General features: G+C 73.0%; 25 protein-coding genes. 10 read left to right on the top strand and 15 right to left on the bottom strand.

Translation table 11 applies throughout. The features are described from left to right. Positions 1-2: 2 nt before the first annotated feature. Positions 3-620: a GNAT family N-acetyltransferase gene (locus BMY61_RS05565; protein WP_236655892.1), complete on the top strand. Its 618-nt coding sequence runs from the start codon at positions 3-5 to the stop codon at positions 618-620. Positions 621-717: 97 nt separating this feature from the next. On the opposite strand, the gene BMY61_RS05570 is transcribed toward BMY61_RS05565, so the two are convergent. The 9 genes from BMY61_RS05570 to BMY61_RS05610 form a co-directional block, all read right to left on the bottom strand. After that, positions 718-1,278 (bottom strand): hypothetical protein, encoded by a 561-nt coding sequence (locus BMY61_RS05570; protein ID WP_042443751.1) that lies wholly within the window; start codon positions 1,276-1,278, stop codon positions 718-720. Positions 1,279-1,363: 85 nt separating this feature from the next. After that, on the bottom strand, positions 1,364-1,603 hold the full coding sequence (locus tag BMY61_RS05575; protein WP_042443753.1) for a hypothetical protein: 240 nt from the start codon (positions 1,601-1,603) through the stop codon (positions 1,364-1,366). A gap of 167 nt (positions 1,604-1,770) precedes the next feature. Beyond that, a complete protein-coding gene (locus BMY61_RS05580; RefSeq protein WP_042443755.1) occupies positions 1,771-1,962 on the bottom strand; it encodes a YegP family protein in 192 nt (63 codons plus the stop codon). A 124-nt stretch (positions 1,963-2,086) separates the two neighbouring features. Then, a complete protein-coding gene (locus BMY61_RS05585) occupies positions 2,087-3,259 on the bottom strand; it encodes an acyl-CoA dehydrogenase family protein (protein ID WP_042443757.1) in 1,173 nt (390 codons plus the stop codon). A gap of 73 nt (positions 3,260-3,332) precedes the next feature. Beyond that, positions 3,333-4,505 carry an acyl-CoA dehydrogenase family protein gene (locus BMY61_RS05590; protein WP_042443760.1) on the bottom strand — a complete coding sequence of 391 codons (1,173 nt, stop codon included), beginning with the start codon at positions 4,503-4,505 and terminating at the stop codon, positions 3,333-3,335. Positions 4,506-4,560: 55 nt separating this feature from the next. Beyond that, positions 4,561-6,642, bottom strand: a complete 2,082-nt coding sequence (locus tag BMY61_RS05595) for an acetate--CoA ligase family protein (RefSeq protein WP_042443762.1) — start codon at positions 6,640-6,642, stop codon at positions 4,561-4,563. Positions 6,643-6,645: 3 nt separating this feature from the next. Continuing rightward, positions 6,646-6,837, bottom strand: coding sequence for a ferredoxin (locus BMY61_RS05600; RefSeq protein ID WP_042443764.1), 192 nt, complete (start codon positions 6,835-6,837; stop codon positions 6,646-6,648). Between the two features lie 53 nt (positions 6,838-6,890). After that, positions 6,891-8,231, bottom strand: a complete 1,341-nt coding sequence (locus BMY61_RS05605) for an NADH-ubiquinone oxidoreductase-F iron-sulfur binding region domain-containing protein (RefSeq protein WP_063773192.1) — start codon at positions 8,229-8,231, stop codon at positions 6,891-6,893. Further along, complete coding sequence (locus BMY61_RS05610) at positions 8,228-8,743, bottom strand: hypothetical protein (RefSeq protein ID WP_042443766.1); 516 nt, start codon at positions 8,741-8,743, stop codon at positions 8,228-8,230. The genes BMY61_RS05605 and BMY61_RS05610 overlap by 4 nt, the downstream gene beginning before the upstream one ends. Before the next feature lie 286 nt (positions 8,744-9,029). Between BMY61_RS05610 and BMY61_RS05615 the strand changes: the two genes are divergently transcribed. The 8 genes from BMY61_RS05615 to BMY61_RS05650 all read left to right on the top strand — a co-directional run bounded on the left by BMY61_RS05615 (position 9,030) and on the right by BMY61_RS05650 (position 17,946). Next, positions 9,030-10,250, top strand: a complete 1,221-nt coding sequence (locus BMY61_RS05615; RefSeq protein ID WP_042443768.1) for an aromatic ring-hydroxylating oxygenase subunit alpha — start codon at positions 9,030-9,032, stop codon at positions 10,248-10,250. Next, a complete protein-coding gene (locus BMY61_RS05620) occupies positions 10,247-10,927 on the top strand; it encodes a TetR/AcrR family transcriptional regulator (RefSeq protein WP_042443771.1) in 681 nt (226 codons plus the stop codon). Before BMY61_RS05615 ends, BMY61_RS05620 begins: the two co-directional genes overlap by 4 nt. Before the next feature lie 227 nt (positions 10,928-11,154). Continuing rightward, a complete protein-coding gene (locus BMY61_RS05625) occupies positions 11,155-12,282 on the top strand; it encodes a polyamine ABC transporter substrate-binding protein (protein ID WP_042443773.1) in 1,128 nt (375 codons plus the stop codon). Between the two features lies 1 nt (position 12,283). Beyond that, positions 12,284-13,219 (top strand): ABC transporter permease, encoded by a 936-nt coding sequence (locus BMY61_RS05630; RefSeq protein ID WP_042443775.1) that lies wholly within the window; start codon positions 12,284-12,286, stop codon positions 13,217-13,219. Further along, positions 13,216-14,067: an ABC transporter permease gene (locus tag BMY61_RS05635; protein ID WP_063773193.1), complete on the top strand. Its 852-nt coding sequence runs from the start codon at positions 13,216-13,218 to the stop codon at positions 14,065-14,067. The genes BMY61_RS05630 and BMY61_RS05635 overlap by 4 nt, the downstream gene beginning before the upstream one ends. A gap of 5 nt (positions 14,068-14,072) precedes the next feature. Further along, positions 14,073-15,176: an ABC transporter ATP-binding protein gene (locus tag BMY61_RS05640; protein WP_042443779.1), complete on the top strand. Its 1,104-nt coding sequence runs from the start codon at positions 14,073-14,075 to the stop codon at positions 15,174-15,176. Between the two features lie 30 nt (positions 15,177-15,206). After that, positions 15,207-16,520 (top strand): flavin monoamine oxidase family protein, encoded by a 1,314-nt coding sequence (locus BMY61_RS05645; protein WP_042443781.1) that lies wholly within the window; start codon positions 15,207-15,209, stop codon positions 16,518-16,520. Continuing rightward, positions 16,513-17,946, top strand: a complete 1,434-nt coding sequence (locus BMY61_RS05650; protein WP_082014790.1) for an aminobutyraldehyde dehydrogenase — start codon at positions 16,513-16,515, stop codon at positions 17,944-17,946. The genes BMY61_RS05645 and BMY61_RS05650 overlap by 8 nt, the downstream gene beginning before the upstream one ends. Positions 17,947-18,030: 84 nt before the next feature. Here the strand turns inward: BMY61_RS05650 and purB are convergent, their stop codons facing one another. Continuing rightward, positions 18,031-19,461: an adenylosuccinate lyase gene (gene purB / locus BMY61_RS05655; protein ID WP_042443784.1), complete on the bottom strand. Its 1,431-nt coding sequence runs from the start codon at positions 19,459-19,461 to the stop codon at positions 18,031-18,033. A 127-nt stretch (positions 19,462-19,588) separates the two neighbouring features. Between purB and BMY61_RS05660 the strand changes: the two genes are divergently transcribed. Continuing rightward, positions 19,589-21,124 carry a hypothetical protein gene (locus BMY61_RS05660; RefSeq protein ID WP_042443787.1) on the top strand — a complete coding sequence of 512 codons (1,536 nt, stop codon included), beginning with the start codon at positions 19,589-19,591 and terminating at the stop codon, positions 21,122-21,124. Between the two features lie 46 nt (positions 21,125-21,170). Here BMY61_RS05660 and BMY61_RS05665 read toward each other — a convergent pair whose 3' ends face one another. The 5 genes from BMY61_RS05665 to BMY61_RS05685 form a co-directional block, all read right to left on the bottom strand. After that, entirely contained in the window at positions 21,171-21,950 is a 780-nt protein-coding gene (locus BMY61_RS05665) for a TetR/AcrR family transcriptional regulator (protein WP_042443788.1), read from the bottom strand. Between the two features lie 49 nt (positions 21,951-21,999). Then, positions 22,000-23,550 (bottom strand): MFS transporter, encoded by a 1,551-nt coding sequence (locus tag BMY61_RS05670; RefSeq protein ID WP_143094190.1) that lies wholly within the window; start codon positions 23,548-23,550, stop codon positions 22,000-22,002. Positions 23,551-23,664: 114 nt separating this feature from the next. Beyond that, positions 23,665-24,753 (bottom strand): DUF2332 domain-containing protein, encoded by a 1,089-nt coding sequence (locus tag BMY61_RS05675; protein ID WP_082014792.1) that lies wholly within the window; start codon positions 24,751-24,753, stop codon positions 23,665-23,667. 71 nt (positions 24,754-24,824) lie between these two features. Then, positions 24,825-25,223 (bottom strand): DUF3037 domain-containing protein, encoded by a 399-nt coding sequence (locus BMY61_RS05680; protein ID WP_042443978.1) that lies wholly within the window; start codon positions 25,221-25,223, stop codon positions 24,825-24,827. Continuing rightward, positions 25,220-25,969, bottom strand: a complete 750-nt coding sequence (locus BMY61_RS05685; protein ID WP_042443790.1) for a HipA family kinase — start codon at positions 25,967-25,969, stop codon at positions 25,220-25,222. Before BMY61_RS05685 ends, BMY61_RS05680 begins: the two co-directional genes overlap by 4 nt. Positions 25,970-25,989 lie beyond the last annotated feature (20 nt).

The following is a 25,989-nucleotide window of genomic DNA, read 5'->3' on the forward strand; positions in this document are numbered from 1 at the left end:
GCATGGCAGAAATGATCTCCGAGCCGGGCCCTGACCAGCCGTACCGTCCCGTGACGTTCATCCGGGGCGCCCAGTCGTCGGGGCAGTTCCCGGTCGGGGGCTGGGACTGGGAGCGCCAGGTGCACGCGGAGGCGCCGGACGGTTCGGACCGCGCCGCGGTGCGCCGCGTCAACCTCGCGGCGTTCCCCACCCCGAACGAGGCCGATCTCGTCGACGCGCTGCGGCAGGACCCGGAGGCGTGGCTGCCCGAGCTCTCCGTGGTCGCCCTGGACCCGGACGGCGGGGTGGTCGGCCACGCGCTGCTGACCCGCTGTCACGTGGACGGCGTGCCGGCGCTGGCCCTCGCACCCGTCGCGGTGCTGCCGGCCTGGCAGCGGCAGGGCGCCGGCGCGGCGATGATCCGCGCGCTGCTGACGGCCGCTCACGCAGCCGGGGAACAACTGGTGCTGGTCCTCGGCCACCCGGCCTACTACCCGCGTTTCGGCTTCGTCCCCGCCTCGGGTTACGGCATCCGGCCGCCGTTCGCGGTGCCGGACGAGGCCATGATGGCCCTCGCCCTCGACCCGGGCCGCCCGGTCCCGGGCGGCTCGATCCGCTACGCCCCCGCCTTCGGGGACTAGCTGTCAGGACGAGCCTTCGAGGACCGGCCGCCAGGGATCGGCCTTCGAGGAGCGGCCTTCGAGGAGCGGACCCTGTCCCGAGGGCCCGTCCGTCCGGCTAGGAGCCGGCGGACGAGGCGTCGTCCGCCGCGCCCGAGGACTGGGTCGGGATGTGGGCGAGGGTGGTCGCGCCCGTTCCGGTCGACGGGCTGCCGGACGGACTGCCGTGGACCGGGGCCGGCGGGTCCGCCGGGTCGGTCAGGGTGTGGGTGAGGTTGCGGGTGTCGAGGAACAGCGCGCTGAACGCCGCCGCGACGGCCACGAAGGCGTCGGGGGCGTTGGCATGGCCGCTGCCGTTCACGGCGAGGGCCAGGGCGGTGAGCAGCAGCGCCGCGCAGCCGACGACGGTCTGCACGGCCCAGAAGGCGTCGGTCTCGCTCAGGCTTCCCCGGTTCTCGCCGCCGCCCTCCCCCGCGGGCGGCTTGGAGCCGCTGCCTGGGTTGATGACGGCGCCGAGGAGTCCGGCGGCGAGCGCACCGAAGACCTGGCCGACCTGGGAGAGGTCGACCTTGCCGCCCTGCCAGGCGACCACGGTCATCACGAGCATCAGGCCCAGATAGGCGACGGTCAGCGCGGCCCGGGCCAGGGTCCGCGGCTTGGGCACCAGTTCGGCGAACATGCCCCAACGATGGTGCGACCGTCCGGGCCCCACAACGCCTTGTCCGATAACGATTTGACAGAACGTCGTCCGCTTGGGCGCCGATTCAGGCCTGATTCGGCGGGGTGAGCGACTCGACGATGTCGGCGCTCTCACCCTCGAAGTCGAAGTGGTCCAGGGTGACGCCGTAGCGTCGGGCCATCTCGTAGAGGTCGTGGGGCTCGGTGACCACGGTCTCCTCGCCGATGGGGTTGTTGAGCGCGTCGTGTGCCTGGGCGACGACGTGCCGGGGGCCGATCTCGGTCTTGACCCAGACCCGAACCGATGTCCCGGATTGTCCCGTCATGATCCAATTATCCGCCCGCGCACGCGGAAGCGCCACCCCGACACGCGCAGTAGTCGTCCGAGGCGTGCCGATGCCGGGCGAGGAGTACCTCTCACCCGGCATCGGTACGGCCTCGGCACGGCGTCGACACAGCCTCGGCCTCGTGAAGGGAGGCTGAAAGGGAGGCGTCAGCCGACCGGCGCGCCGGACTCGACGAGCTTGGCGTAGGGGGCGTGCTTGCGCACCGCCTCGATGCTGCGCTCGCAGGCCTCGCGCGAGTCGAAGACCTCGCTGACCGCGATGACCTCGCCCGACGCGGCCTTGAGCGTGAACCGGAACTCCTGCGCCTTGTCGCTGTGCACTTCGAACTTGCCGGGCATGCCCGCACTCCTTCGCCTGTCGTCGTCACTGTCTGTCGCCGTTCGATCACAGATGGGCGACTACAGCGAAGCTAACGCCGATCCCCGATGTCGGCATCCGGAGCGGACCCGCCCGGCACCGAGGTCAGTCGGCCGACGGCAGCTGCAGCACCCCCGTCCCGCGCTTGACCAGCTCACCGGCGATGATGAGGCGCTGGATCTCCGAGGTGCCCTCCCAGATCCGGTCCACCCGCAGCTCGCGGTAGAGACGCTCGACGGGGTAGCTGCGGTCGTAGCCGCGACCGCCGAAGATCTGCACGCACCGGTCGATGACCCGGCCGGACGCCTCGCTGGCGGAGAGCTTCGCGATGGCGGCCTTGGCGTGCAGGGTCTTGCGGTCGGTGTCGGGCTGGTCGGCCTCCCAGGCGACCTGGTGGGTGTAGGCGCGGTGCACCGCGATGTCCGCGGCGCTGTCCGCCAGCATGCCCTGCACCAGCTGGAACGAGGCGATCGGCTGACCGAACTGCTGCCGCTCCACCGCCCAGTCCCGGGCGAGCTCCAGGCCGCGCTCGGCGGCGCCGATGGTCCGCGCGGCGATCATCAGCCGCTCCTCGGTGAACCAGGACCGAGTGATGTCGTATCCGTTGCCGAGCCCGCCGAGCACGGCGTCCTCGGGGACGAACACGTCGGTGAAGGTGAACTCGGGGTGCTCGTAGACGAAGGTGTGCATGAAGCGCGGAACCCGCGTCATCGCGATGCCGGGAGTGTCCTTGTCGACCAGGAACAGCGTCGGCGCCTTCTCCTCCCCCGCCGCGGCGAGCAGGATCAGGAAGTCGGCGTGGTCGCCGACGGTGACGAACCACTTCTCGCCGTTGATCAGCCAGCCGCCGTCCGTGCGGGTGGCGGTGGTGGCGAGGTTCTGCGGGTCGGAACCGGCGCCCGGCTCGGTGACGGCGTAGCAGTCGCGCCGCTCGCCCTTGATGACGGGGACCAGGTAGCGCTCGCGCTGCTCCGGGGTGCAGAAGCGCAGGGCGTTGGCGGGTCGCCAGACCATGTCCCACAGGGCACCGGTCAGCCGGCCCAGCTCCTCCTGGACGACGGCCTGCTCCAGGATGGTCAGCCCGGCGCCGCCCCACTCGGCGGGCATGTTGACGGCCTGCAGTCCGGCGTCGAGGACGGCCTCGCGGACGGCGTCGTGCGCCTCGCGGGGCAGGCCGTTGTTCTCCTCGCAGTCGACCTCGTACTTGGCGACGAAGTCCATCAGCTCCCGGGCCCGGGCCTTGAGCTCGGCCTGACGCGGGGTGAGACGGAAGTCCATGGTGGGTGCTCCTCAGCGGAAGAAGAAGACGAAGAAGACGAAGCTGGGCAGGGTGGGTGGAACGGGCGTTGCGTCAGTGCGTGGGCAGCTGGAGGGCACGGGTGCCGCGCTTGATCAGCTCGTTGGCGATGATGAGGCGCTGGATCTCGGAGGTGCCCTCCCAGATCCGGTCGACCCGCAGCTCCCGGTACATCCGCTCGACGGGGTAGCTGCGGTCGTAGCCGCGCCCGCCGAAGATCTGCACGCACCGGTCCACGACGCGTCCGGCCGCCTCACTGGCGGCGAGCTTGGCCGTGGATGCCTTGGCGTGCAGGGTCTTGCGGTCGGTGTCGGGCCGGTCGGCCTCCCAGGCGACCTGATGGGTGTAGGCGCGGTGCACCGCGATCTCCGCGGCGCAGTCCGCGAGCATGCCCTGCACCAGCTGGAAGGAGGCGATCGGCTGACCGAACTGCTCGCGCCGCACGGCCCAGTCCCGGGCGAGCTCCAGGGCGCGCTCGGCGGCGCCGACCGTCCGGGCGGCGATCATCAGGCGCTCGTCGGTGAACCACTCCTTCGTCAGCTCGTAGCCCTGGCCGACCTCGCCCAGGACGTCCTCGTCGGAGACGAAGACGTCGGCGAAGGTGAACTCGGGGTGCCCGTTGACGGCGGTGTGCATGAAGCGCGGGACGCGCGACATGGTGACGCCGGGTGCCTGCTTGTCGACGAAGAAGAGCGTGGCGGCGCGCTCCGGCCCGGCGTCGGCCTGAACCACGAGGAAATCGGCGATGTCGCCGCAGGTGACGAACCACTTCTCGCCGTTGAGCAGCCACCCGCCCTCGGTGCGGGTGGCGGTGGTCGTGCCGGAGGAGGGGTCGGATCCGGCACCGGGCTCGGTGACGGCGAAGGCGTCGAACTTCTCGGCCCGGACGATCGGCAGCAGGTACTTCTCACGCTGCGCTTCCGTGCCGTGGACCAGCACGTTGGCCGGGCGCCACGGGATGTCCCACAGGCAGTTGGTGACCTTGCCGAACTCCTCCTCGACGATCACCTGGTCCAGCAGGGACAGGCCCGGGCCGCCGAACTCGACGGGCATGTTGATGGCGTAGACGCCGGCGTCCATCGCGGCGCGGGTCAGCTCCCGCACCGTCTCGGCCGGCAGCGGCCCGCCGGCCTGCTCGGACTCGTCCTCGTACTGCATCAGCAGCCGGGCGTAGCCGGCGGCGCGGCGCTTGAGGTCGGCCTGTTCGGGGGTGTAGCGGAAGTCCATGGGCTCAGGTCTCCTGCAGTGGGTGGGGGTGGGGTGGTGGGTTGGCGGTGGGAACTCAGGCGGGGACGGCGCGGGAGTCCAGGGCGAGCGCGCCGCGCGGGGTCACCAGCAGCGGGTTGACCTCCAGCTCCGCGAACTCGGGACGGGCGGCCGCAGCGGCGGTGATCGCGGCGACGGCCTGCGCCGCCGCGCCCACGTCCAGGGCCGGGCGGCCGCGGACGCCGTCGAGCAGGGCGGCGCTGCGCAGGCCGCGCAGCAGGCGTTCGGCGTGCTCCGCGGTCACGGGCGCGAGGGCGAAGGCCACGTCCCCCAGCACCTCGGTGAGCACGCCGCCGAGTCCAACCATGGCCACCGGCCCGAACCGGGGATCCTGGTTGACGCCGACGATCAGTTCCACGCCGTCGCTGAGGTCCGCCATGGCCTCCACCGAGTACGACGGCGCGCCGAGCCGGGCGTGCATCGACCGGTGGGCGGCGACGAGCGCCTCCTCGTCGGCGAGTCGCAGCACGACGCCTCCGGCGTCGGACTTGTGCAGCAGGTGCAGCGCCTTGAGCACGTAGGGGCCGGAGAACTCGCGCGCGGCGGCCCGCAGTTCGTCCTCCGAGCGGATCTCTCGCGCGGGCGGAAAGGGGACACCGGCGGTCTCGAGCAGCCGGCGGGTGACGTGGTAGTCGGGATCACCGACCGGCTCGGCGGCCACCGGCGGCAGCGGCTGCAGCGCCGGGCAGGGCGCGCCGGACTCCGTGGCCGGCGCGGGCGACGGCGCCAGGGCGACGAGCGCGCGGGCCGCGTCCTCCACCGCCTCGTGGACGGGGATGCCGACGGCCCGCAGGGCCTGACAGCTGGGCGAGGAGGGGTACATCGACTGCACCACCAAAGGCTTGCCCGACGCGGGTACCGCGTCCGCGATCGCCTCGGCCGCGGCCAGCTCACCGGCGCCCAGAGCGCCTTCCGCTCCGCCCAGTCCGCCCTCCGCCGCCGCGTAGCCGCCGAAGTAGCCCGTCAGCAGCACCGCGTCGACCTCGTCGGAGTCCAACAGCGCCCGCACGGTGCGGGCGTAGGACATCGGGTCCTGCTCCCCCATGCCGGCCAGGTCGACGGGGTTGCCCACCGCGGACTGCCGCCACAGCAGGTCGGCGAGGTCAGCCTGCAGGGGCGCGGAGAGTTCGGGCACCGCCAGCCCCGCCGACTCGACGGCGTCGGCGGCGATCGAGCCGTGGCCGCCGCCGTCGGTGAAGACGGCGACGCGGCGGCCCCGGGCGCGCCGCCCGGCGTCCAGCGCGCCCAGCACGCACGCGAGTTCGCGCGGTGTGCGGGTCAGCTCGATGCCCGCGTCGCGGCAGGCGGCGATGACCACGTCGCCGGAGGTGGTCAGCGCGCCGGTGTGCGACTTGGCGCTGCGCGCGGACGCGTCGCCCCGCCCGGCGGTGAGCAGCACGACGGGCTTGCCCGCACGGGCGGCCGCCTCCGCGAAGGCGCGCCCGTCGCCGAAGTCCTCGGCGTAGACGGCGATCGCCCGGGTGCCCTCGTGCCGGGCGCAGTCCGCGACGAGGTCGACCAGGGTCACATCGGCCTGGTTGCCCAGGGAGACGAACCGGGAGAATCCCAGCCCCTGCGGCGCGAGCCGCAGTTGCAGCTCCAGGGCGAGGTTGCCGCTCTGGCTCAGCAGTGCGATGCCGCCAGGGGCGAAACGGTCGGAGGCGAGAAAGAGCTCGGTGGTGTTGTCGGCGACACCCAGGCAGTTCGGGCCGACCAGCAGCGCACCGGCGGCCCGCACACGGTCGGCGACGGCCTGCTGCCGGACCAGGCCCGCCGCGCCGAGCTCGGCGAAGCCCGCCGTGATGGCCACGATCGCGCGGGCCCCGCAGGCGAGCGCCTCGTCCACGGCGTCCTCGAAGCCCGCCTGCGGGACGCTGACGACGACCAGCTCGACCGGCTCGCCGATCGCACCGAGGCTGGTGGCGGCGGTGCGTCCGAGCACGGTCCCGCCGCGCCGGTTGACCAGGTGCAGCGGGCGACGGCCGTTCGCGCGCAGCGCCTGGACGGCAATGGCGTGGCCGTACTTGGCCGGGTCGTCGCTGGCGCCGAGGACGGCGACGGACGCCGGGTCGAAGAGGGCGGTGAGGTCACGTCTCATCGGTCATCGCTCCAGCCGCAGGGCACTGTTGGGGCAGGAGTCGACGGCCGCACGGGCGGAGGGCTCCTGATCGGCGGTCAGTTCCACGGTCAGGAGCTGCGCGTAGCCCCACTCGTCGAGTTCGATCAGGCCGGGCGCGGGCGGAAGGCACTCCCCGTAGCCCTGGCAGCGGGTGGAGTCGATGCGGAGTTTCATGGCGGTCCCTCTGGGGTGAGCGGTGGTGACGTGGGGTGGCAAGTCGGGTGGCGTCAGCCGACGCAGGCCGGCGCCGGCGAGTGGGGCAACGCCGCCGTCACTGACGTCGCTGCCGCGTTGGGGACCGGATCCCGCGCCGGAACAGGAACAGGAACCGGAACAGGAACCGGGACGCGGAGGCGGTGGCCGCCGCTCGGTGGGGTTGCGGCGCAGGTCGGGCAAGGGCTGCTGCGGTGGGCGTCGACCAGGTCGGGGAAGCCCGTGAGCAGCGAACCGGCCAGGCGGGCGGCGGCGTCGAGGAGGCCGCAGGCACCGCGGCCGGGCAGGCCCTGCGCCCAACGGCTCAGTGCGGCAAGACCGTCGGCGTCGCACCGGCCTTCCGACAGGGCGACGAGGGTGTCGCGCAGGGCCCGGGTGCCGGAGACGCACACCCCGCACTGACGGCTGCTCTCGACGGCCAGGTGGTCGACGGCATCGGCCGCGACCGACACCGGGCACTCGTCGGGGGCGAGGAACCGGATCGCCCCGCAGCCCAGACCCGTCCCTGCCCGGGCCAGGAGGTCCCGGTCCAGTGACAGCCGAAGGGCGGAGGGGGGAAGGAGCCCGCCGAACAGGCCGCCCATCAGGACGCCCGAAGGCGGCAGCACCCCGTGGTCGGCGGCGAGGCGGGCCAACGCGACGCCGTAAGGGGCCTCGGTCAGGACCGCGGCCGGGAGACCGCCCCCGGACAGGGTCAGCAGCACGGTCCCTGTGGCCGCCGCGTCGGAAGCCAGCAGCGCGAGGCGGGCCAGCGTCTCGACGTTGGAGATCAGGGTGGGCGCTCCGCCGACGCCGCGTTCGAACGGACGCGGCGGCTTGGCGGTCGGCAGCGCCGGCCCGCCGTCGATGCGGCGGACGACGGCGCTCTCCTCCCCCGCGACGTAGGCGGGCTCGGTGCGCACGACCTCGACACGCAGGGCGGGGTCGGGGTCGCACGCGCCGAGCGCGTCGCGCACGGCTGCCGCCGCGGCCGGATCGGACAGGTAGACGTAGGCCCGGTCGGCGCCGGTGATGCGGGCGGCATGGGTGAGGCCGTCGAGGACCAGGTGCGGGCGGGCCCGCAGCAGCCAGCGGTCCTTGACCGAACCCGGCTCCCCCTCCTCGCCGTTGGCGACGACGACTGCGGTCCCGGCGCCGTCGCGCACGGCGCGCAGCTTCACCACCGTCGGGAAGCCCGCGCCGCCGTGGCCGCGCAGGTCGGCCGCCTCGACGCGGGCCAGCAACTCCTCGGGCGCCATGTCGGCGCGGTAACCGCCCCGGGCTCGGTAGGCGGCGAGGCTCTCGACCTGGTCCGGGGTCGGGCCGAGCACGCACGCCGGGGTGCCGGAAGGGGTGGGGGTGTGGATCACGGTCATCGCAAACCTGCCTGTGCGTCTCGGGTGGTCGCGTCTCGGGTGGTCGCGTCTCGGGTGGTCCCGTGAGGGGTGGCCGCGTCCCGCGCGGTCGCGTCACGGCTCGGGCGATCGCTCGGCGCCGGCTGCCGGCGGGCGAGCCGTTCGACCGCACGGCCGAGCAGGGCCCGATCGGCGGCGGTCTGCTCGTACGCCGGGCCGGGGAGGCCGATCAGCATCCGGTGGTGGCCGAGGACGACCTCTCCCGCGACGAGCGCCGCCTCGATCTGGTCGCCGCCCGGTGGACCGGTTCCAGTGGCCACCGCCACCACCAGCTCGGCGACCTCGTGCAGGTAGGCGAGCCAGGTGCGCTGGGTGCCGTGCAGGATCAGGCGTTCGACGCGGCTCCTCTCCGTCTCGGACGACTCCGCGCTCGCGGCGCTGCCCCGAGCGCGGAGTCGGGCCACCGCGTACGGCAGCTCGAGCTCCGGCTCGGGGGTCAGTCCGAGCCAGGCGTTCCTGCGGGATCCGTGCATGCCTGCCTCCGTGGTGGGACGGGTGCGCTGCGGAGAGGTCCGGCGAGAGCGGTGCCGGGCCGTGGGAGGGGTGGGAAGAAGTGCCGCGCCCGGGCCGGGGCGACTCCTGGGATGGGACATCAGGAGCGCCGGTGTCGGCCTGGCGGTGACGACCAAAGTACTGACCAACCAGTTAGTCAGCAAGTATTGACACCGACCTCGTCAGGGCGCAACCTTGCCGCACCACTCGCTGAGCAGACAGTCAGTCCCTGCCCCACCCCCGCCCCGCGCGACGAGCAGGAGCGTCATGCAGTCCGAACTGACCCGCCCCACCGAACCGCCCGCCACGAACGACGCCGCACCGCCGGCGGCGGCGCTGGCCGCCCGCTACTACACCGATCCGGCCGTCGCCGAAGCCGAGCAGGAGCAGGTGTTCGCCCGCTCCTGGCAGCTGGTCGGGCACGAGTCCGATCTGCCGGGCCCGGGTGCCCGGTTCACCGCCCGGGCCGCCGGACGAGAGGTCCTGGTGGTGCGCACCGAGGACGGCGGTCTCGCCGCCCACCTGAACGTCTGCCGCCATCGCGGCACCCGGCTGGTCTCCGCCCCGGAGCCCTCCGGCAAGGCGATCCGCTGCCCGTACCACGGCTGGACCTACCGCCTCGACGGCAGTCTGGTCGGCGCGCCGGAGGCCCGGCAGATCCCGTGCCTGGACAAGCCCAAGCTGGGCCTCTTCCCCGTCGCGGTGGAGTCGTTCCTCGGCTTCGTCTTCGTCAACCTGGACGGGCGCGCCACGCCGCTGGCGGAGAGCTGCGCCGGTCTGGCCGAGGCGGTGGGCCGCTACGTCCCTGCGGATCTGGAGCCCATCGGGCGCGGCCGGATCCACGACCTGGCCGGCGCGGAGGTGCAGCACGCCAACTGGAAGGTCGCCGTCGACAACTACCTGGAGGGCTACCACGTTCCCGTGGCCCACCCGGCGCTGATGCGCCTGTTGGACTACCAGCGCTACACCAGCGGCGAACTGCACGACTCCTACGTGCTGTTCGAGTCGCCGCTGCGCGACAAGCCCTCCTCCAACCTGCTTGAGCGTCTCTACCAGCGGCTCGTCAGCCCGATGCCGGGCCTGACCGAGGCGGACCGGCGCACGTGGCGCTACGCGGTGATCTACCCGAACACGCTGCTGGACTTCTATCCTGATCACGTGATCGCCTGGACCGCCGTCCCCAGCGCACCCGATCGCGTGGCGATCCCCGGCGCCTTCTACACCAAGCCGGGTTCCGGCCTGCGCACGAAGCTCGCCCGTCGGCTGAACATCCGGATCGGGTGGATCACCAACGACGAGGACGCCGAGCTGGTGGCCCGCGTCCAGCAGGGCCTGAGCACGCCGGGGTTCCAGCCCGGCCCGCTCTCGCGCCGCGAGTCGGCGGTGGGTTGGTTCGCCGACCGCATCCGCGCCGACCTCGACCGGGCCTCCGCCGGGGACGCAGCCCCCGCCGCCGGACCCACCACCGAGCCGGAGGCGACCGCGTGAGCACGACCGCGCCCGCGGCCGGTCGCCGCGGCAGCAACGAGGAGCGCGCGGAGCAGACGCGGCGCGCGATCCTGCTCGCGGCCTGCGACACCATCGCCGAGGTCGGCTTCGAGAAGGTCCGGATGCGGATGGTGGCGGAGCGTGCCGGGGTCTCCTCGGCCCTGCTGCACTACCACTTCGAGACCCGCGAGAAGCTGTTCCTGGAGGCGCTGGCCTTCTCCTACGAGCACGCCGGTGTCGAGGGTTACGCCGCCGAGCCGCCCGACGAGCTGCCGCACACCTGGCAGCTGGGCCGGGTCGTCGACGCGTGCCTGCCGATCGACACCGAGCTGCGCCGGGACTTCCTGCTCTGGCAGGAGCTGCACCTGCGCGCGGTGCGCGACGCGGACTCACTCGGAGTCGCCCGCGACCTGTACGGCAACCTGCGGGAGTGGATCGCGGGCGTCGTCCGCGACGGTCAGGCGGCCGGCGAGTTCGGCGCGTGCGACGTGGGCCGTCTCGCGGACCTGGTGATCGCGCTGACCAACGGCTTCGGGACCAGGATCCTGCTCGGCTCGTCCCCGTCGGACGTGGCGGACGCCCGCGACCAGATCTGGTCCGTCGTCGCCCCGCAGCTCGGCCTGACCACCCCGTTCCCGCCCGGGTCGCCCAAGGTCCCGACCGACCACCGCGGCTGACCAGGGCGCGACGCGCCACCGCCCCAGCGCACATCCCCCACCACCGCACCCCTTCCGTTGCTTCCGCCGCGTGGCGCACGCCGCGCGCCGCGCGCCCCGCTGAGCGCGCCCGGTGCGTCCTCCCTGCTCACCGCCCCTGACCAGAGCCCGGGATGCCGCACACCCTCCGTCACCTCCGACCGGCCCCGCCCATACCCCGCCGGTCCACCCACCCGGAGAGGACACCGATGTCCGATCACCTCCCCCAGCTCTCCCGCAGATCCCTGCTCCGCGCCGGCGGTCTCGGCGCCCTCGGCCTGAGCCTGGCCGGCTGCGGCTTCAGCCAGCCCGCCACCGTGCCCGTGGCGCAGACCGAGAAGCCCATCGACATGAAGGTCGACGGCCCGCTCGTCTACTTCAACTGGGCCGACTACATCGACCCCTCCGTCTTCGCCGGTTTCCAGAAGGAGTACGGCGTCAAGATCATCCAGTCGAACTTCGACTCGATGCCGGGCATGGTCGCCAAGCTGGACGCGGGCAACAAGTACGACGTCATCTTCCCCTCCGCCAAGTACGCGCAGCGCCTGGCCCAGGCGGGCCGCCTGTACGCCATCGACCACAGCAAGCTGCGCAACGCCGAGCTCGTCTTCGGCAGCTACTCCTACTTCGACGACCCCTGGTACGACCCGAAGTCCGCGCACACCGTGCCGTTCACGATGTACAAGACGGGCATCGGCTGGCGCCGCGACAAGCTGGGCGCCCTCTCCGGCTCCTGGCAGGACCTGTGGGACGCGCAGTCCAGCGGCACCACCTTCCTCCTCGACGACGAGGACGAGGTGCTGGGCATGGCCGCGCTCAAGCTGGGCCTGGACCCGAACACCACCGCGCAGGGCGACCTCGACCGGATGACCTCGCTGCTCCAGACGCTCCGCCCGCACCTGCGCGGCTTCTCCAGCGACGACTACAACAACCTGCTCAACGGCACCGCCACGATGACCCAGGCCTGGAGCGGCGACATGGTCAGCGTGCTCAGCCAGGCCAAGGACGCGACGCTGTACGGCTTCGAGGTGGCCAAGGAGGGATCGCCGATCAACTCCGACTGCTTCGCGATACCCGCCAACGCCGAGCATCCCGGCACGGCGATGCTGTTCATCGACTACATGCTGCGCCCCGAGAACGCGATCAAGACCATCCAGTACCTCGGTTACCCGATGCCGGTCCACGGCACGGAGGCCACCTACGCGGCGATGGTCAAGCAGCTGCCGCAGTGCGTGATCGAACCGGGCGACCTCAAGCCGTCGCTCTACTTCCGCAATCCGAGCGGCGACGGCGCGCAGGCGCGCGACACGGCCTGGACCGACGTGAAGGCGGGCTGAGATGGCACTGCGCACCCCCGTCCGGACCGAGAGACCGGCGCCGGCCAAGAACGTCGGCGGACGCGGACGACGACCCCGTCCCTCCGCCGCAGGCGCGCGGATCTGGACCTGGCTCACCCTGCCCGGCACCGTGTGGATGTCGGTGTTCTTCATCGCCTCACTGCTGCTGGTCGCCGCCATCTCCTTCGGCACCACGGACCAGTTGGGCGATCCGCGGTTCGGTACCGACCTCGGCAACCTCAAGGCGCTGGCGGACCCGGCCTACCGGGACGTGATGGTCCGCTCCCTCGGCTACGCGCTGCTGACCTCGGTGATCTGCCTGCTGATCGCCTACCCGGTGGCCTACGCGGTCGCACTGCACGCGGGCCGCTTCAAGAACGCGCTGATCGCCGCGATCGTGGTGCCGTTCTTCGCCAACTACCTGGTGCGGATGTACGGGTGGTCGGTGCTGCTGTCCGACGACGGGCCGGTGCTGCAGCTGCTGCGCGCCGTCGGGCTCGCGGACGACCACACCAAGATCCTCAACACCGGGTTCGGCGTCATCGCCGGGCTGGTCTACGGCTTCGTCGTCTTCATGATCATCCCACTCTACGCCGCCATGGAGCGCATGGACACGGCGCTGATCGAGGCCGGGCGCGACCTGTACGGCGGGCCGCTGCGCACCTTCCTCTTCGTGACCGTCCCCGCCACCCGGCAGGGCGCGGCGGCCGGCATGGTCCTGGTCTTCCTGCCCGCGATGGGCGACTTCGTCAGCGCCCAGTTCATGGGCGGACCGAACCAGATCATGATCGGCAACCTGATCCAGGACAAGTTCTTCGAAGGCCAGGACTGGCCGCTGGGCTCCGCGCTGACGATGGCGCTGATGGCCGTGCTGCTGCTCGCGATGTTCGGCTACCTGCGGCGCACCCGCAAGGACGAGGCGGAGGCCACCCGATGAACCCCACCGCTCCCCCGCCGCGCCCCCGCAGACGTCGCGGCCAACGCCGCAGGCCGGTGTTCGCGATCGCCGTCACCGTGGTCTTCTTCGTCCTGCTCTACCTGCCGATCGCCATGGTCGTGCTCTTCTCCTTCAACGCGCAGAAGTCGCTCACGATCTTCAAGGGCTTCTCGCTGCGCTGGTACGAGGCCTTCTTCCACGACTCGGTCCTGCTCGGTTCGCTCGGGATGAGCCTGGAGGTCTCCCTCGTCGCCATGCTCGGCTCGGTCGTCCTGGGGGTGGCGCTCGCGCTCGGCCTGGTCCGCAACAAGGGACGGCTCGGCGCCTACGCGGGGCTCATCATGATGGTGCCGCTGATCACCCCGGAGATCGTCACCGGCGTCGCCTCGCTGCTGCTCTTCAAGGGCCTCGGTGTCACGCTCAACAGCGGCACGGTGATGATCGCCGAGATCACCTTCTCCATCTCCTACGTCACGGTCATCCTGCGCTCCCGGGTCGCCGCGTTGAACCCGGAGGTCGAGGAGGCCGCGATGGACCTCGGTGCGACGCGCTGGCAGGCGCTGCGCCTGGTGACGCTGCCGGCGCTGCTGCCCGCCATCCTGGCCAGCGCCGTGCTGATCTTCGCGCTCGTCTTCGACGACTTCGTGCTGGCCTACTTCACCACCGGCGTCGACCCGCAGCCCTTGGCCGTGCGCATCTACTCCGCGATCCGCTTCGGCGTCGAACCGACGATCAACGCGGTCGGGACGCTGATGCTGGCCGGCTCGATCACCCTCATCGGCCTCGCCCTGGCCATCCCGCGTCTCTTCGGCCGCCGCGGCGGCCTCGACCTCATCTCCGGGGAGTGACACCCATGACGCCGACCACTGCACCCTCCGCCGCACCCGAAGCCGTGCCCGCCGTCAGACTCGACCACGTCGGCAAGGAGTTCAACGGCTCCCACGCGGTGCACGACCTGTGCCTGGACATCGCCCCGGGCGAGTTCTTCTCGCTCCTCGGCCCCTCCGGCTGCGGCAAGACCACCACCCTGCGCATGATCGGCGGCTTCGCCGACCCGACCGAGGGCGCCGTGCTGCTCTCCGGCGAGGACGTCACCTCGCTGCCGCCGAACAAGCGCAACGTCAACACCGTCTTCCAGAGCTACGCGCTCTTCGATCACCTCAGCGTCGCCGACAACATCGCCTTCGGCCTCAAGCGCAAGGGCGTGCCGAAGGCGGAGATCCGCGAGCGGGTCGGCGCCATGGTCGACCTGGTCCAGCTGGGCGGGATGGCGGAGCGCAAGCCGCGCACACTCTCCGGCGGCCAGCGCCAGCGCGTCGCCCTGGCCCGGGCGCTGGTCAACCGCCCGGCGGTCCTGCTGCTGGACGAGCCGTTGGCGGCGCTGGACCTGAAGCTGAGGCGCCAGATGCAGGTGGAGCTGAAGCAGATCCAGCGCGAGGTCGGCATCACCTTCGTCTTCGTCACCCACGACCAGGACGAGGCGCTGACCATGTCCGACCGGGTCGCGGTGATGAACGGCGGCCGGGTCGAGCAGTGCGGCACGCCCGAGGACGTCTACGAGCGGCCCGAGAGCCGGTTCGTGGCCGCGTTCATGGGGACCTCCAACCTGGTCGGCGGTGTCTTCCGGGACGGCGCCGTGCACCTGGACGGCGGCCCGGCGCTGCCGGTGGGCCCGCGCCCCGGAATCGCCGAGGGCAGCGCGGTGGACGTGTCGATCCGGCCGGAGAAGATCTGGCTCTCCGACTTCGAGCCCGGCATGCCGGTCGTCAACGGCGTGATCCGGGAGACGGTCTACTCCGGCCCCACCACGACGTACCTGATCGAGCTCGCGCCGGGTGTCACCGTCGCGGCGCTGGAGCAGAACACCGCCCGCGCCCGGATGGAGGACCGCTGGGCGGGCGGCGAGACCGTCGAGCTGGCCTACGACCCCGAGCACGCGCTGGTGCTGAGCCACTGACCACCCAGGCGTCGAAGGAAGGGAACCGAAGTGAACCACGACGTCATCGTGCTCGGCGCCGGCCTGGCCGGGCTGAGCGCGGCGCGGGACCTCGTCCACGCCGGTGTCGACGTGCTCGTCGTCGAGGCCCGCGAGCGCGTCGGCGGGCGGGTCGAGCAGCAGCAACTGCCGGACGGGCGGCTGGTCCAGCTGGGCGGCGAGGTCGTCGGCCGGGCCCACACGGCCTACCTGGGGCTGGTCGAGGAGCTGGAGCTGACGCTCGTCCCCAGCTACGTCGCCGAACCGGGCCTGATCGCCCGGGCCACACCCGAGGGTGTCTCGGCGGGCGACCCGCCGCACTGGTTCGGCCCCGAGGACGAGGCCGAACACCGCAAGGCCACCGCCGAGTTCGTCGACCTGGCCCGGACCGTCGACCCGGACGACCCGTGGTCGCACCCGGACGTGGCGGCCCTGGACGGTCTTTCGGTGGGCGCCTGGCTGCGCTCCCGCAAGGCGTCGCCGGCGGTGGTGCGGCTGTGGGAGATCGGCGCGTTGGGGCTGGCCGACGGCTCGATCGAGCGCACCTCGCTGCTGGCCGCGCTGCGCAAGCAGGCGGCGGTGCCGAGCGCGGGCCACTACGACTACGAGGACTGGGAGGGCCTGCGGGTCGCCGAGGGATCGGCGACGGTCGCCCTGCGGATGGCCGAGGAGCTCGGCCCGCGCGTCCGACTGGGCGCACCGGTGACCGCGTTGGACGTCCGGCCGGACCGCTGCACGGTCCGCCTCCGCGGCGGCGAGACGCTCACCGCCTCGGCGGTGGTGAGCGCGCTGCCGGTCGGACCGCTGCGGGACGTCACCGTCACCGGCGTCTCCGATGCGCGCCTGGCCTCCCTGCACGCGCAACGCCACGCCCTGGCCGCCAAGTTCGTCGCCGCCTACCGGCAGCCGTTCTGGCGGGAGCGGGGGCTCAGCGGCCTGTCGGAGTGCGAGGGCGTGCTCGGCAGCACCTGGCCGCAGAGCACGGCCGTGCTCTCGGCACTCGTTCCGCCGGAGCGCCTGGGCCCGCTGCTCGGCATGCCGGCCCAGCTGCGCGAGCGCGAACTCCTGTCCGAGATAGCGGTGTTGTACGGGCCGCCCGCGCTCGACCCACTGGCGGCGTGGCTGCGCTGCTGGGGCACCGACCCGTGGACGCAGGGCTACGTGACCCAGTGGGTGCCCGGCGACGTGCAGCGGGTCGGCCCACTGCACGCCACCCACGAACCGCCGTTCTACGTCTGCGGTTCCGACCAGTGGGTCGCCGGCTACATGGAGGGCGCGGTCCGCACCGGCCGCGCCGCCGCGAAGGAGGCACTGCGCCGTGGCTGACGTCCACTCACCTCTCTTGGTGCTCAACCACATCGGCGGCCAGGACCGGCCCGCGGTGACCGGCGCGCAGAGCGAACTGGTCGACCCGTCCACCGGACGGACCCACGCCCACGCCGCCCGCTCCGGCCCTGCGGACGTCGACGCGGCCTGCGTCGCCGCGGAGGCGGCCTTCGACCGCTGGTCGCGCACCACGCCGGCCCGACGGCAACGGGCCCTGCTGCGCCTCGCGGACTCCGTGGAACGCCACCTCAAGGAGTTCACGGAGGCCGAGTGCGCCGACACCGGCAAGCCGCGCGACGCCTTCCTTGCCGACGAACTGCCCGCCGTCGTGGACACCCTGCGGTTCTTCGCGGGCGCCGCCCGGGCCCTGCCGGGCAGCGTGGCGGCGGAGTACACCGAGGACCGCACCTCGCTGCTGCGCCGTGAGCCGGTCGGGGTCTGCGCCCAGATCACCCCGTGGAACTACCCGTTGATGATGGCGGTGTGGAAGCTGGCCCCGGCACTGGCGGCCGGCAACACCGTCGTCCTCAAACCGGCCGACACCACCCCCTCCTCCACCGCGTTGCTGGCCCGGCTCGCGGCCGAGCACCTGCCGCCCGGCGTGCTCAACGTCGTCTGCGGCGACCGGGCCACGGGCGCGGCGCTGGTCGCGCACCCGACCCCCGCGATGGTCGCCGTCACCGGCAGCGTCCGCGCCGGACGGGAGATCGCGGCGGCCTGTGCCGCCGACCTGAAGCGTCTGCATCTCGAACTCGGCGGCAACGCACCGGTGCTGGTGCACGACGACGTGGACGTGGAGGCGGTCGCGGAGGCGTTGGCCGAGGTCGCCTTCTACAACACGGGCCAGGACTGCACGGCCGCCACCCGCCTGCTGGTCCACCGCGACGTCCACGACGCCTTCCTGGCCGCGTTCGCCGCGCGGGCCGCCGCGCTGCGCACGGGTGCGCCGGACGAGCCGGGCGCGGCCTTCGGCCCGCTCAACAGCGCCGCCCAACTGGCCCGCGTCCGTGGGCTGCTGGACCGGCTCCCCGGTCATGCCGAGATCGTGGCGGGCGGCGGCCCGGTGGCACGGGAGGGCTTCTTCCACGAGGCGACGGTCGTCTCCTCGGTCCGGCAGGACGACGAGATCGTGCAGGAGGAGGTGTTCGGGCCGGTCGTCACCGTCCAGTCCTTCGCGGACGAGGCGGAGGCGCTGCGGCTCGCCAACGGCGTGCGCTTCGGGCTCGCCGCGAGCGTGTGGACCCGGGACATCGAGCGGGCGATGCGCGCGACGCGCGAGCTGCGCACCGGCATCGTCTGGGTCAACACCCACGGCACGACCGTCTCCGAGATGCCGCACGGCGGTCGCGGCCAGTCCGGCTACGGCAGCGACCTGTCGATGGCCGGCCTGCTGGAGTACACACAGGCCAAGCACGTCATGGTGTGACGCCGACCCTGGGACCGCGAAGGCCGCCGACCTGTGGGGAGGTCGACGGCCTTCGCTGCGTGCTGTCTCAGCGCGGGAGCGGGATCAGAGAATCGCGCCCGGACGGTACTTGGCGGCCTCCGGGTAGCGGGCGGTGATCTGCTCCACGCGGGCGGCGACCTCGCCGACCTGCGCGGCGGCCGCGCCGGTGAAGGAGAGCTTGTCCGCCAGCAGGGCGTCCAGGCCCGCGCGGTCCAGCGGGATCCGCTCGTCCGCCGCGAGGCGGTCCAGCAGCTGGTTCTCGCGCACGCCCTGACGCATCGCCAGGGCGGAGCCGACCGCGTGCTCCTTGATCGCCTCGTGGGCGGTCTCGCGGCCGACGCCGGCGCGCACCGAGGCCATCAGCACCTTGGTGGTGCCGAGGAACGGCAGGTAGCGGTCCAGCTCGGCGGCGATGACGGCCGGGAAGGCGCCGAACTCGTCGAGCACGGTCAGGAAGGTCTCGATGAGACCGTCGAAGGCGAAGAACGCGTCCGGCAGCGCGACGCGGCGCACCACGGAGCAGGAGACGTCGCCCTCGTTCCACTGGTCACCGGAGAGCTCGGAGACCATGGAGGCGTAGCCGCGCAGGATCACGGCCAGGCCGTTGACGCGCTCGCAGGAGCGGGTGTTCATCTTGTGCGGCATCGCGGAGGAGCCGACCTGGCCCTCCTTGAAGCCCTCCGTCACCAGCTCGATGCCGGCCATCAGGCGGATCGTCTTGGCGAGCGAGCCCGGCGCGCCGGCCAGCTGGACCAGGGCGGTGAGCACGTCGTAGTCGAGCGAGCGCGGGTAGACCTGGCCGACGGAGGTGAAGCCCTGCTCGAAGCCGAGGTGACCGGCGACGCGGCGCTCCAGCTCGGAGAGCTTGGCGGCGTCGCCGCCGAGCAGGTCCAGCATGTCCTGGCTGGTGCCGACCGGGCCCTTGATCCCGCGCAGCGGGTAACGGGCGATCAGCTCCTCCAGCCGGGTGAAGGCGACGAGCAGCTCGTCGGCGGCCGTGGCGAAGCGCTTGCCCAGCGTCGTGGCCTGAGCGGCGACGTTGTGGGAGCGACCGGCCATCACGAGCTCGCCGTGCTCGGCGGCGAGCTGGGCCAGGCGCGCCAGCAGCGCGACCGTGCGGTCGCGGACGTGCTCGAGGGACTGCTTGATCTGCAGCTGCTCGACGTTCTCGGTCAGGTCGCGGGAGGTCATGCCCTTGTGGACCTGCTCATGGCCGGCGAGGGCGTTGAACTCCTCGATCCGGGCCTTGACGTCGTGGCGGGTGACCCGCTCACGCTCGGCGATGGAGCCGAGGTCGACGGTGTCGACAACCCGCTCGTAGTCGGCGACGGCGCCCTCGGGCACGTCGATCCCCAGGTCGGCCTGGGCCTTCAGCACGGCCAGCCACAGCTGCCGTTCGAGGACGACCTTGTGCTCGGGGGACCACAGCCGCGCAAGCTCGCCGGAGGCGTAGCGGGCGGCCAGGACATCGGGGATGAAGGGCTTGGCGCTCACGCTAGGGAATTCTAACGTGCAGCTCAGCGGGTGCGCGCACCCGCCCGGCCGGGGCACCCCCGCCGACTGTGCGCGGACCGCTCCCCTCTACGCTGCTCCGACACGACGGAGGGGATCAACGAAACCGATGGTCAGCAGCTTTGTCAGCAGCTTCGTGGGGCTCGTGGTGCTGCCACTGGTCGTCGCCGGACTGGTCCGGTGGGCTGCGGCCCGGCGTCGGCGCGGCCTCGCGGCCGGACGGGCGGTGCACTTCCGTGGCCGGCTCGACGGCCGCAAGGGACGGTTGCTGGTGGACCCTCGCCTGGACACTCCGGTCTTCCTGGGCCAGGACGGCAGCGCCACCGCGCTGCCGCGCGGCGGCAAGGCCGTCGACGCGACCGCGCTCCCCAACCGGACCGGCCAGCCCGCCTTCGAGAGGGTGGGCCTGCGCTACCGGACGCCCGAGGGCGCGACGGTCCGGCTGAGCCTCGGCACCCATGACGCGCGCACGGTCGGCACCTGGCTCAACGAGCCGACGGACGCCGTTCCCTCTCCGCGCCCGCGCCGCCTGCCGGTGGCTCCGCTGTGGGCGGTGCTCGCGCTGGCGTTCTCCGCGCTCGTGGTCCTGGCCGCGGTGGACGTGGCGCTGCTGGGCACGCACACGACCGCCGAGGTGGTCAGCGTCGACGGTCGCGGCGGGATCTGCGTCGTCCGCTGGGCGGGCGGCTCGGAGCAGTCGACCGTCGACTGCGACACGGCGCAGGCCAGGGCGGGGGACCACGAGGCGATCATCGCCCTGCCGTGGCCGTTCCTCGGCAAGGCCGTGGACACGGTGACCACCTCGTGGGTGGCGGTGGTCTCCGGGGGCGGCTCCGGCCTGCTCGGCCTGGCCGGAGCGGTGGTGCTCACCCCGCTGGCCTGCGCGCGACGGGTCCGCCGGGCACAGGCGGCCGGGCCGCTCTCGCCGACCCCGCAGTCGGCGACGCCCGACAACGACGAGGACGACTGGCCGTCCCTCGCCGACGGGCTGAGCTACGCAAGCCTCTCCGCCGTCGCCCGGTACGCCGACCGCCACGGACCCGGCGCGAAGTTCTCCGCGCCACGCCGACGCAGCGACCAAGCCTCCCTGGGCCCCCGCCGCTGGGCGGCTGCCGCCGTGCTCGGCACAGAGGCGTGGTTCCTCCTCGCACTGTCGGTGGGCGGGATGCTCGACGACCACTTCCACCTGGGCCACTGGCGCTTCCTCCTGCTGGGGCCCGTCGCCGTCGCGGCCCTGGCCCGGATCGGCTGGTTCACCCTCGACCGCGCCGCCACGTGCGGTCCGGTGCTGCGCGCGGTGCGCGAGGGAGGCGGGCAACCGATGCGGTACGTCCGACTCCGGCGGGAGACGGGCGTCACGGCGCTGGTGCTCTTCCCGGCCGAGGGCGGCGAGGCCGCGGCGCCACAGTACGTGCAGCTGATCTCCGCGTGCCGGGGCGGCGAGCGCCGCACGGTCGGCGGCCCGGCGCCGGTGGGCGAGGCGCTGGTGCACGACTCCGGCACGGGGCTCCTGCTCTGCGAGATCGACGGCGTCCGCTACCTGCCCCGGGGCCGCGTCCTGGAGATCGACGCGGAACCGGTCCGCGGCCGCGAGGAGCTCCTCCGTCTCGCCGGCACCCACCGCCGCCCCGTGGATCCCTCCTGACCTGAGGCGCGTAGCGCCTCAGGGGCCGTCCCCTGGGAGTGGCAACTCACCCCTGGGTCGAAGCCCTCCGGATGCGGGCCTCGATGCCGTCGAGTGCGAGGTCCAGGCCCTCGGCGAAGCTGCGGTCGCGTTTGGTGGCCTGCGTCTCTCCCACCTGGGGCGGCATGACCTTGTCCGCGTTGTCGATGTGCTGGTGGTCGATCTCGGCCGCCAGGCCGACCACCGCGGCGTGGTACTCCTCCTCGGCGAGCCCGGATTCGCGCACGCGGATCAGCATCTGCCCCTCCGACGTCGCGAAACCGTACACGAACTGGAAGAGCAGGCCCAGCGCGCCCGCGTACTGCTCCCGCGGCAGCCCCGTGCGTTCCGCCGCGGCGACCGCACTGGTGGTGAAGAACAGCGCGTTGGGCCCGAGCGGGAGCACCTCCCCCGCCACCCGGGTCGCCCACAGGTGTCGGCGGTAGAACGCGCGGTACTCCTCGCACATCACCCGCAGGTGCTCACGCCAGTCGCCGTCCTCGGCGAGCGGCGGGATCCGCATCTCGCCGAGGGCTTCGTCCAGGGCGAGCTCCAGCAGCTCGCCCTTGTTGTCGACATACCAGTAGACCGACATGGGCGTGACCCCGAGCTCCGCCGCCAGCCGTCGCATCGAGAAGCGCTGCTCGCCCTCCGCGTCCAGCAGCGCGATCGCGGCGCGGACGATGCGCTGCCGGGAGAGCCCGCTGGGCGCGTTGCCCCGCTTCCGCTCCCTCGGCGGCCGGACCCAGACGCTGACCTGCGGCGCGGCGGCCGGGTTCGGCGGCTGATCGGACTTCTGCGGGGCCATGCGGCGATCGTAGTGCCGCCCGCTCGCGGGCACGGCCCGCGCCGCCCGCTCAGCCCGCCGCGGCGGGCCGAGCCTCCGAGGGACCCGCGTCGGCGGGGCCGGTGACCTGGCCGCCCGCGGGGGCGCCCGCGGCGACCCGGCCGATCAGCCAGGCGGCGAGCAGGCCGCCGAGCAGGACGGCGACGGCGCCGATCAGCTGAGCACTGGTCAGACTGTCCGCGAAGCCGTTCGCCACCTGGTGCGCGTCCCGCGGACCGGCCGTGGCCAGTGCCTCGGGCAGCGAGCGGGCCGCGTCCTTCGGGACGCCGGTCGGCAGCGAGGCGGCGAAGCCCGCCGTCAGCACGGCGCCCAGCACGGCGACGCCGAGGGAGTTGCCGAGCTCGCTGAGCGTGCCCATCAGGCCGGAGCCGACACCGGCCTTCTCCGGCGGGATCGAGCTCATCACCGAGCCGGCCATCGCGGGCTGGGCGCAGGCGACGCCGGCGCCCATCAGCAGCAGGCCCAGCATGATGCCCGGGTAGGAACCGTGCCGTCCGAGGACGGCGATCGCGGCGAGGCCGCCCGCCATCAGGCTGAGGCCACCGGCGATGGCGACGGGCGCGGGCAGCTTGGAGGTGATCCGCATGCCGAGCCCGGTGAGGTTCAGCAGCACGATGGTCAGTGCCATCGGTGCGGTGCGCAGACCGGCCTCCAGCGGGCCGTAGCCGAGCACGAACTGCAGGTGCTGCGTCAGCAGGAACAGCGAGCCGCCCATGCCGAAGGAGACCAGCACGCCACCGGAGACCGCGCCGCGGAAGCGGGCGTTGCGGAAGAACGCCATGTCCAGCAACGGGTGCGGGGTGCGGCGCTCCCACAGGATGAACGCGGCGAGGAAGACGACGCCGATCGCGCCCGGGACGAGCGTGCGGGCGGAGGTCCAGCCGTAGCCGGGACCCTGGATGATCGCGTAGACGACGGCCACCAGGCCGACGATCGACAGCAGCGCGCCGAGCAGGTCCGGCCGCTCGCCCTGCGGGTCCTTGGACTCCGGCACGAACTTGGCGACGGCGAGCAGGCCGAGCGCGCAGACCGGCAGGTTGACGATGAAGATCGAGCCCCACCAGAAGTGCGCGAGCAACGCGCCGCCGATGATCGGCCCGAGCGCGAAGCCGAGCGAGCCGACGCCCATGCAGGCGCCGAGCGCCTTGGGCTGCTCCTCGGCGTCGAAGGTGCGGACGACCAGGGCGATGGTGGTCGCCAGCAGCAGGCTGCCGCCGACGCCCATGCCGGCCCGTGCGGCGATCAACTGGCCCGGGGTGGACGCGAGGGCCCCGCCGAGCGAGCCGACCCCGAAGAGGACGAGACCGATCATCTGCACGAGCTTGCGCCCGTACCGGTCGGCGAGCCCGCCGGCGGCGATCAGCATGCCCGCCTGCGCGAGGGAGTAGGTGCCGATGACCCACTGCGTCTGCGCGGTGGTGGCGCCGAGCTCCTTGGTGAGCGAGGGCACGGCGACGTTCAGGACGGTGTTGTCGAGGATGACGACGAGCTGCACCAGACAGATCACGGCGAGGATCAGCCAGCGGTCCGGCCTCCGCTCGGCGGGCGCGGCTTGGGTCATGGGCGCGGCGGCGCTCACGGCAGGACTCCTTCTACGGCGTATAAGGCTTCTACACTGTAGAAGGAAGGCCGACCCGCGCGCCAGGGATTTTCCGGGCCCGTCCGGCCCGCGCCGTCAGCGCGTGGGAAGGGTCTCCAGCCAGCGCAGGTGGCCCTCGACGACCGCGAGGTCGCGGCTGCTGCCGTCCGGGCCGCGCAGGCGGAGCGCGGCACCGCCCCGGGAGGGGTCGGGACGCGGATCGGGGTGGGGTGCGTCCTCGACCGAGAGCCACCACAGGGGGCCGGACTCACCGAGCCCCGCGATCGCGGCGTCGAAGGCCGCGAGCCGGTGCGCGGGAACGTGCATCCGGGTCGCGGAGTGGTAGACCACCCGCGGTTCGCCCGGCGGCAGCGAGGCGGCCAGCCCGGGCAGCACGTCGATCGCGTCGCCGCGCAGGATCGGCGGCGGATCGCCGGCCACCACGTCCAGCGCGGCCGTCAGCAGCAGCCGCTGGTCGTGGTTCTCCGGCCAGACCAGGGCCTTGAGCCACTCCCGGTCCTCCGGGGCCCGGACGTCGACGGGGCTCAGGTCCACGCCCTGCACGCTCGCCAGCGCGGGCAGCGCGTCCAGGTCCGGGAGGACGCCGTCGCCGAGGAGCTCCGCCTCCAGCTGCACGGGCGAGGCCGCGTCACCGAAGGAGCGTCCGCCGAGGCGGTAGCCGTAACGGTCGAAGCGGAGGTTGAGGCCGGCGCTCGCGCCCACCTCGACGAGGTGCACCGGCCGGTCGGACGTCGCGGCGATCTCTTCGGCCATCGCCGCCAGGCCGAAGCGCAGTCCGAGCGAGCGCTGCACCTGGTTCGTCTGCACCAGCCGGTCGGCGACGAGCGCGCGCAGCTCCGCCTCGTAGCGCGCGCAGAACGCCACCAGTGCGGGCCCGGCCTCCTCCGCGGGCAGCGCCTCCGCGTCCGGGCCGACGACGGAGGGGAAGTACGCGCCGAGCGGGTCCTGCGGACCCGTCAGCAGGAGGTGGTGGACCGCGCCGAAGAAGAGGAACGTCGGGTACTGCCCGGACCTGCCCGAGGCGGCGAGGTCGAGCAGCGCCTCCTCGTCGGCGACGGTGCGGCTGAGCGCCCGGTAGAGCGGCGAGGTGGTGAACTCCCCCGGCGCGACGAAGGCGCGCCGCACCCGCTCCCGGTGGTCGTCGCTCATGATCGTTGCAGTCATGCGGCGACCGTATCCGCGCCGCCCGCCGCAGCTCAGGGATTCCCCTGACCGGAGATCATCCTCACACCGGCTCAACGCACCAGCAGCGCCAGCAGCCGTTCCGTCTCCGCCGCCGGATCGACCGACAGGCCGCAGTGGACCGGACCGGGCTGGACGATCGTGCTGCGGGGAGCGGTCAGCCAGCGGAAGCGTCGGCCGGGCTCCTCGTCGCGGGCCTGGCCGGCCGCCTCGCCGCCGCCGCAGACATGCGCGACCGCGTCGAGCGCGGCGCGGACGCCGTCCAGGTCCACGTCCGGGTCCAGCGCGAGCAGCCGCGCCTCGTCGAGGTGGATCGCCGCGCGCAGCACGCCCGCCTGGCGGCTGTAGACCAGCACCCCGGCGTTGATCTGCTCGCCGCGCTCCACCCGCGGCACGACGCGCACCAGCGCGTACTCGTACACCAGCTTCTCGACCGCTGCGTCCCCGTTCACGGCGCCACCCACTCCCTCGGGCCGGCGGCCCGCTCCGCCAGCTGTGCGACATACGCGGCGCGCACCGCGTCCGGACCGTCGAAGCCGGGCTCGTCCTCGAGCCAGACGTCCGGGACGAGCGCGAGCACCTCGCCCAGCAACTGCTCCGTCACCTGCGGGCCGAGCTCGGCGTCCGCCGCCGCGACGTCGGGGCCGAACGACAGCAGGACGTGGTCGGAGGCGTCGAAAGTCCTGCGGGCGGACGCGGCGGCGCGCGGCCAGTTGTGATGGAAGATCAGGCTCGCGCCGTGGTCGATCAGCCACAGCTCGCCGCCGTGGACCAGCAGGTTGGGGTTGCGCCAGGAGCGGTCGACGTTGCCGATCAGCCCGTCGAACCAGACGACGCGCCCGGCGAGCGCCGGGTCGACGGGGAACGCGAGCGGGTCGAAGCCCAGCGCCCCGCTGAGGTAGGCCATCCCGAGGTTGGTGCCCCCGGACGCCTTGACCAGGTCCTGCACCTGCTGGTCCGGCTCGCCGACCGCGACACGCGGGTCGACCTCCAGTCGGGCCAGCTCCGGCACCCGGAATCCGAGCCGCCGCGCGAGCTCCCCGCTCACCACCTCGGCCACCAGCGCCTTGCGGCCCTGCGCCGCCCCGACGAACTTGGCGACCCACAACCCGCCGGCCCCCGCCTCCACCAGCCCGGGCAGGGAGCCCCCTTCCCGCAGCGGCGTCACATACCGGTCGGCCGTCACCTCTCGCAACATGCGCCCCACCCTAATTGACC

This window comes from Streptacidiphilus jiangxiensis (assembly GCF_900109465.1).
Classification (GTDB): Bacteria; Actinomycetota; Actinomycetes; order Streptomycetales; family Streptomycetaceae; genus Streptacidiphilus; species Streptacidiphilus jiangxiensis.

Bases quoted from the DNA above. Each gene is read 5' to 3' on its own strand.
- BMY61_RS05565 (WP_236655892.1), top strand. From the start codon at position 3: ATGGCAGAAATGATCTCCGAGCCGGGCCCTGACCAGCCGTACCGTCCC.
- BMY61_RS05570 (WP_042443751.1), bottom strand. From the start codon at position 1,278: ATGTTCGCCGAACTGGTGCCCAAGCCGCGGACCCTGGCCCGGGCCGCG.
- BMY61_RS05575 (WP_042443753.1), bottom strand. From the start codon at position 1,603: ATGACGGGACAATCCGGGACATCGGTTCGGGTCTGGGTCAAGACCGAG.
- BMY61_RS05580 (WP_042443755.1), bottom strand. From the start codon at position 1,962: ATGCCCGGCAAGTTCGAAGTGCACAGCGACAAGGCGCAGGAGTTCCGG.
- BMY61_RS05585 (WP_042443757.1), bottom strand. From the start codon at position 3,259: ATGGACTTCCGTCTCACCCCGCGTCAGGCCGAGCTCAAGGCCCGGGCC.
- BMY61_RS05590 (WP_042443760.1), bottom strand. From the start codon at position 4,505: ATGGACTTCCGCTACACCCCCGAACAGGCCGACCTCAAGCGCCGCGCC.
- BMY61_RS05595 (WP_042443762.1), bottom strand. From the start codon at position 6,642: ATGAGACGTGACCTCACCGCCCTCTTCGACCCGGCGTCCGTCGCCGTC.
- BMY61_RS05600 (WP_042443764.1), bottom strand. From the start codon at position 6,837: ATGAAACTCCGCATCGACTCCACCCGCTGCCAGGGCTACGGGGAGTGC.
- BMY61_RS05605 (WP_063773192.1), bottom strand. From the start codon at position 8,231: ATGACCGTGATCCACACCCCCACCCCTTCCGGCACCCCGGCGTGCGTG.
- BMY61_RS05610 (WP_042443766.1), bottom strand. From the start codon at position 8,743: ATGCACGGATCCCGCAGGAACGCCTGGCTCGGACTGACCCCCGAGCCG.
- BMY61_RS05615 (WP_042443768.1), top strand. From the start codon at position 9,030: ATGCAGTCCGAACTGACCCGCCCCACCGAACCGCCCGCCACGAACGAC.
- BMY61_RS05625 (WP_042443773.1), top strand. From the start codon at position 11,155: ATGTCCGATCACCTCCCCCAGCTCTCCCGCAGATCCCTGCTCCGCGCC.
- BMY61_RS05630 (WP_042443775.1), top strand. From the start codon at position 12,284: ATGGCACTGCGCACCCCCGTCCGGACCGAGAGACCGGCGCCGGCCAAG.
- BMY61_RS05635 (WP_063773193.1), top strand. From the start codon at position 13,216: ATGAACCCCACCGCTCCCCCGCCGCGCCCCCGCAGACGTCGCGGCCAA.
- BMY61_RS05640 (WP_042443779.1), top strand. From the start codon at position 14,073: ATGACGCCGACCACTGCACCCTCCGCCGCACCCGAAGCCGTGCCCGCC.
- BMY61_RS05660 (WP_042443787.1), top strand. From the start codon at position 19,589: ATGGTCAGCAGCTTTGTCAGCAGCTTCGTGGGGCTCGTGGTGCTGCCA.
- BMY61_RS05665 (WP_042443788.1), bottom strand. From the start codon at position 21,950: ATGGCCCCGCAGAAGTCCGATCAGCCGCCGAACCCGGCCGCCGCGCCG.
- BMY61_RS05670 (WP_143094190.1), bottom strand. From the start codon at position 23,550: ATGACCCAAGCCGCGCCCGCCGAGCGGAGGCCGGACCGCTGGCTGATC.
- BMY61_RS05675 (WP_082014792.1), bottom strand. From the start codon at position 24,753: ATGACTGCAACGATCATGAGCGACGACCACCGGGAGCGGGTGCGGCGC.
- BMY61_RS05685 (WP_042443790.1), bottom strand. From the start codon at position 25,969: ATGTTGCGAGAGGTGACGGCCGACCGGTATGTGACGCCGCTGCGGGAA.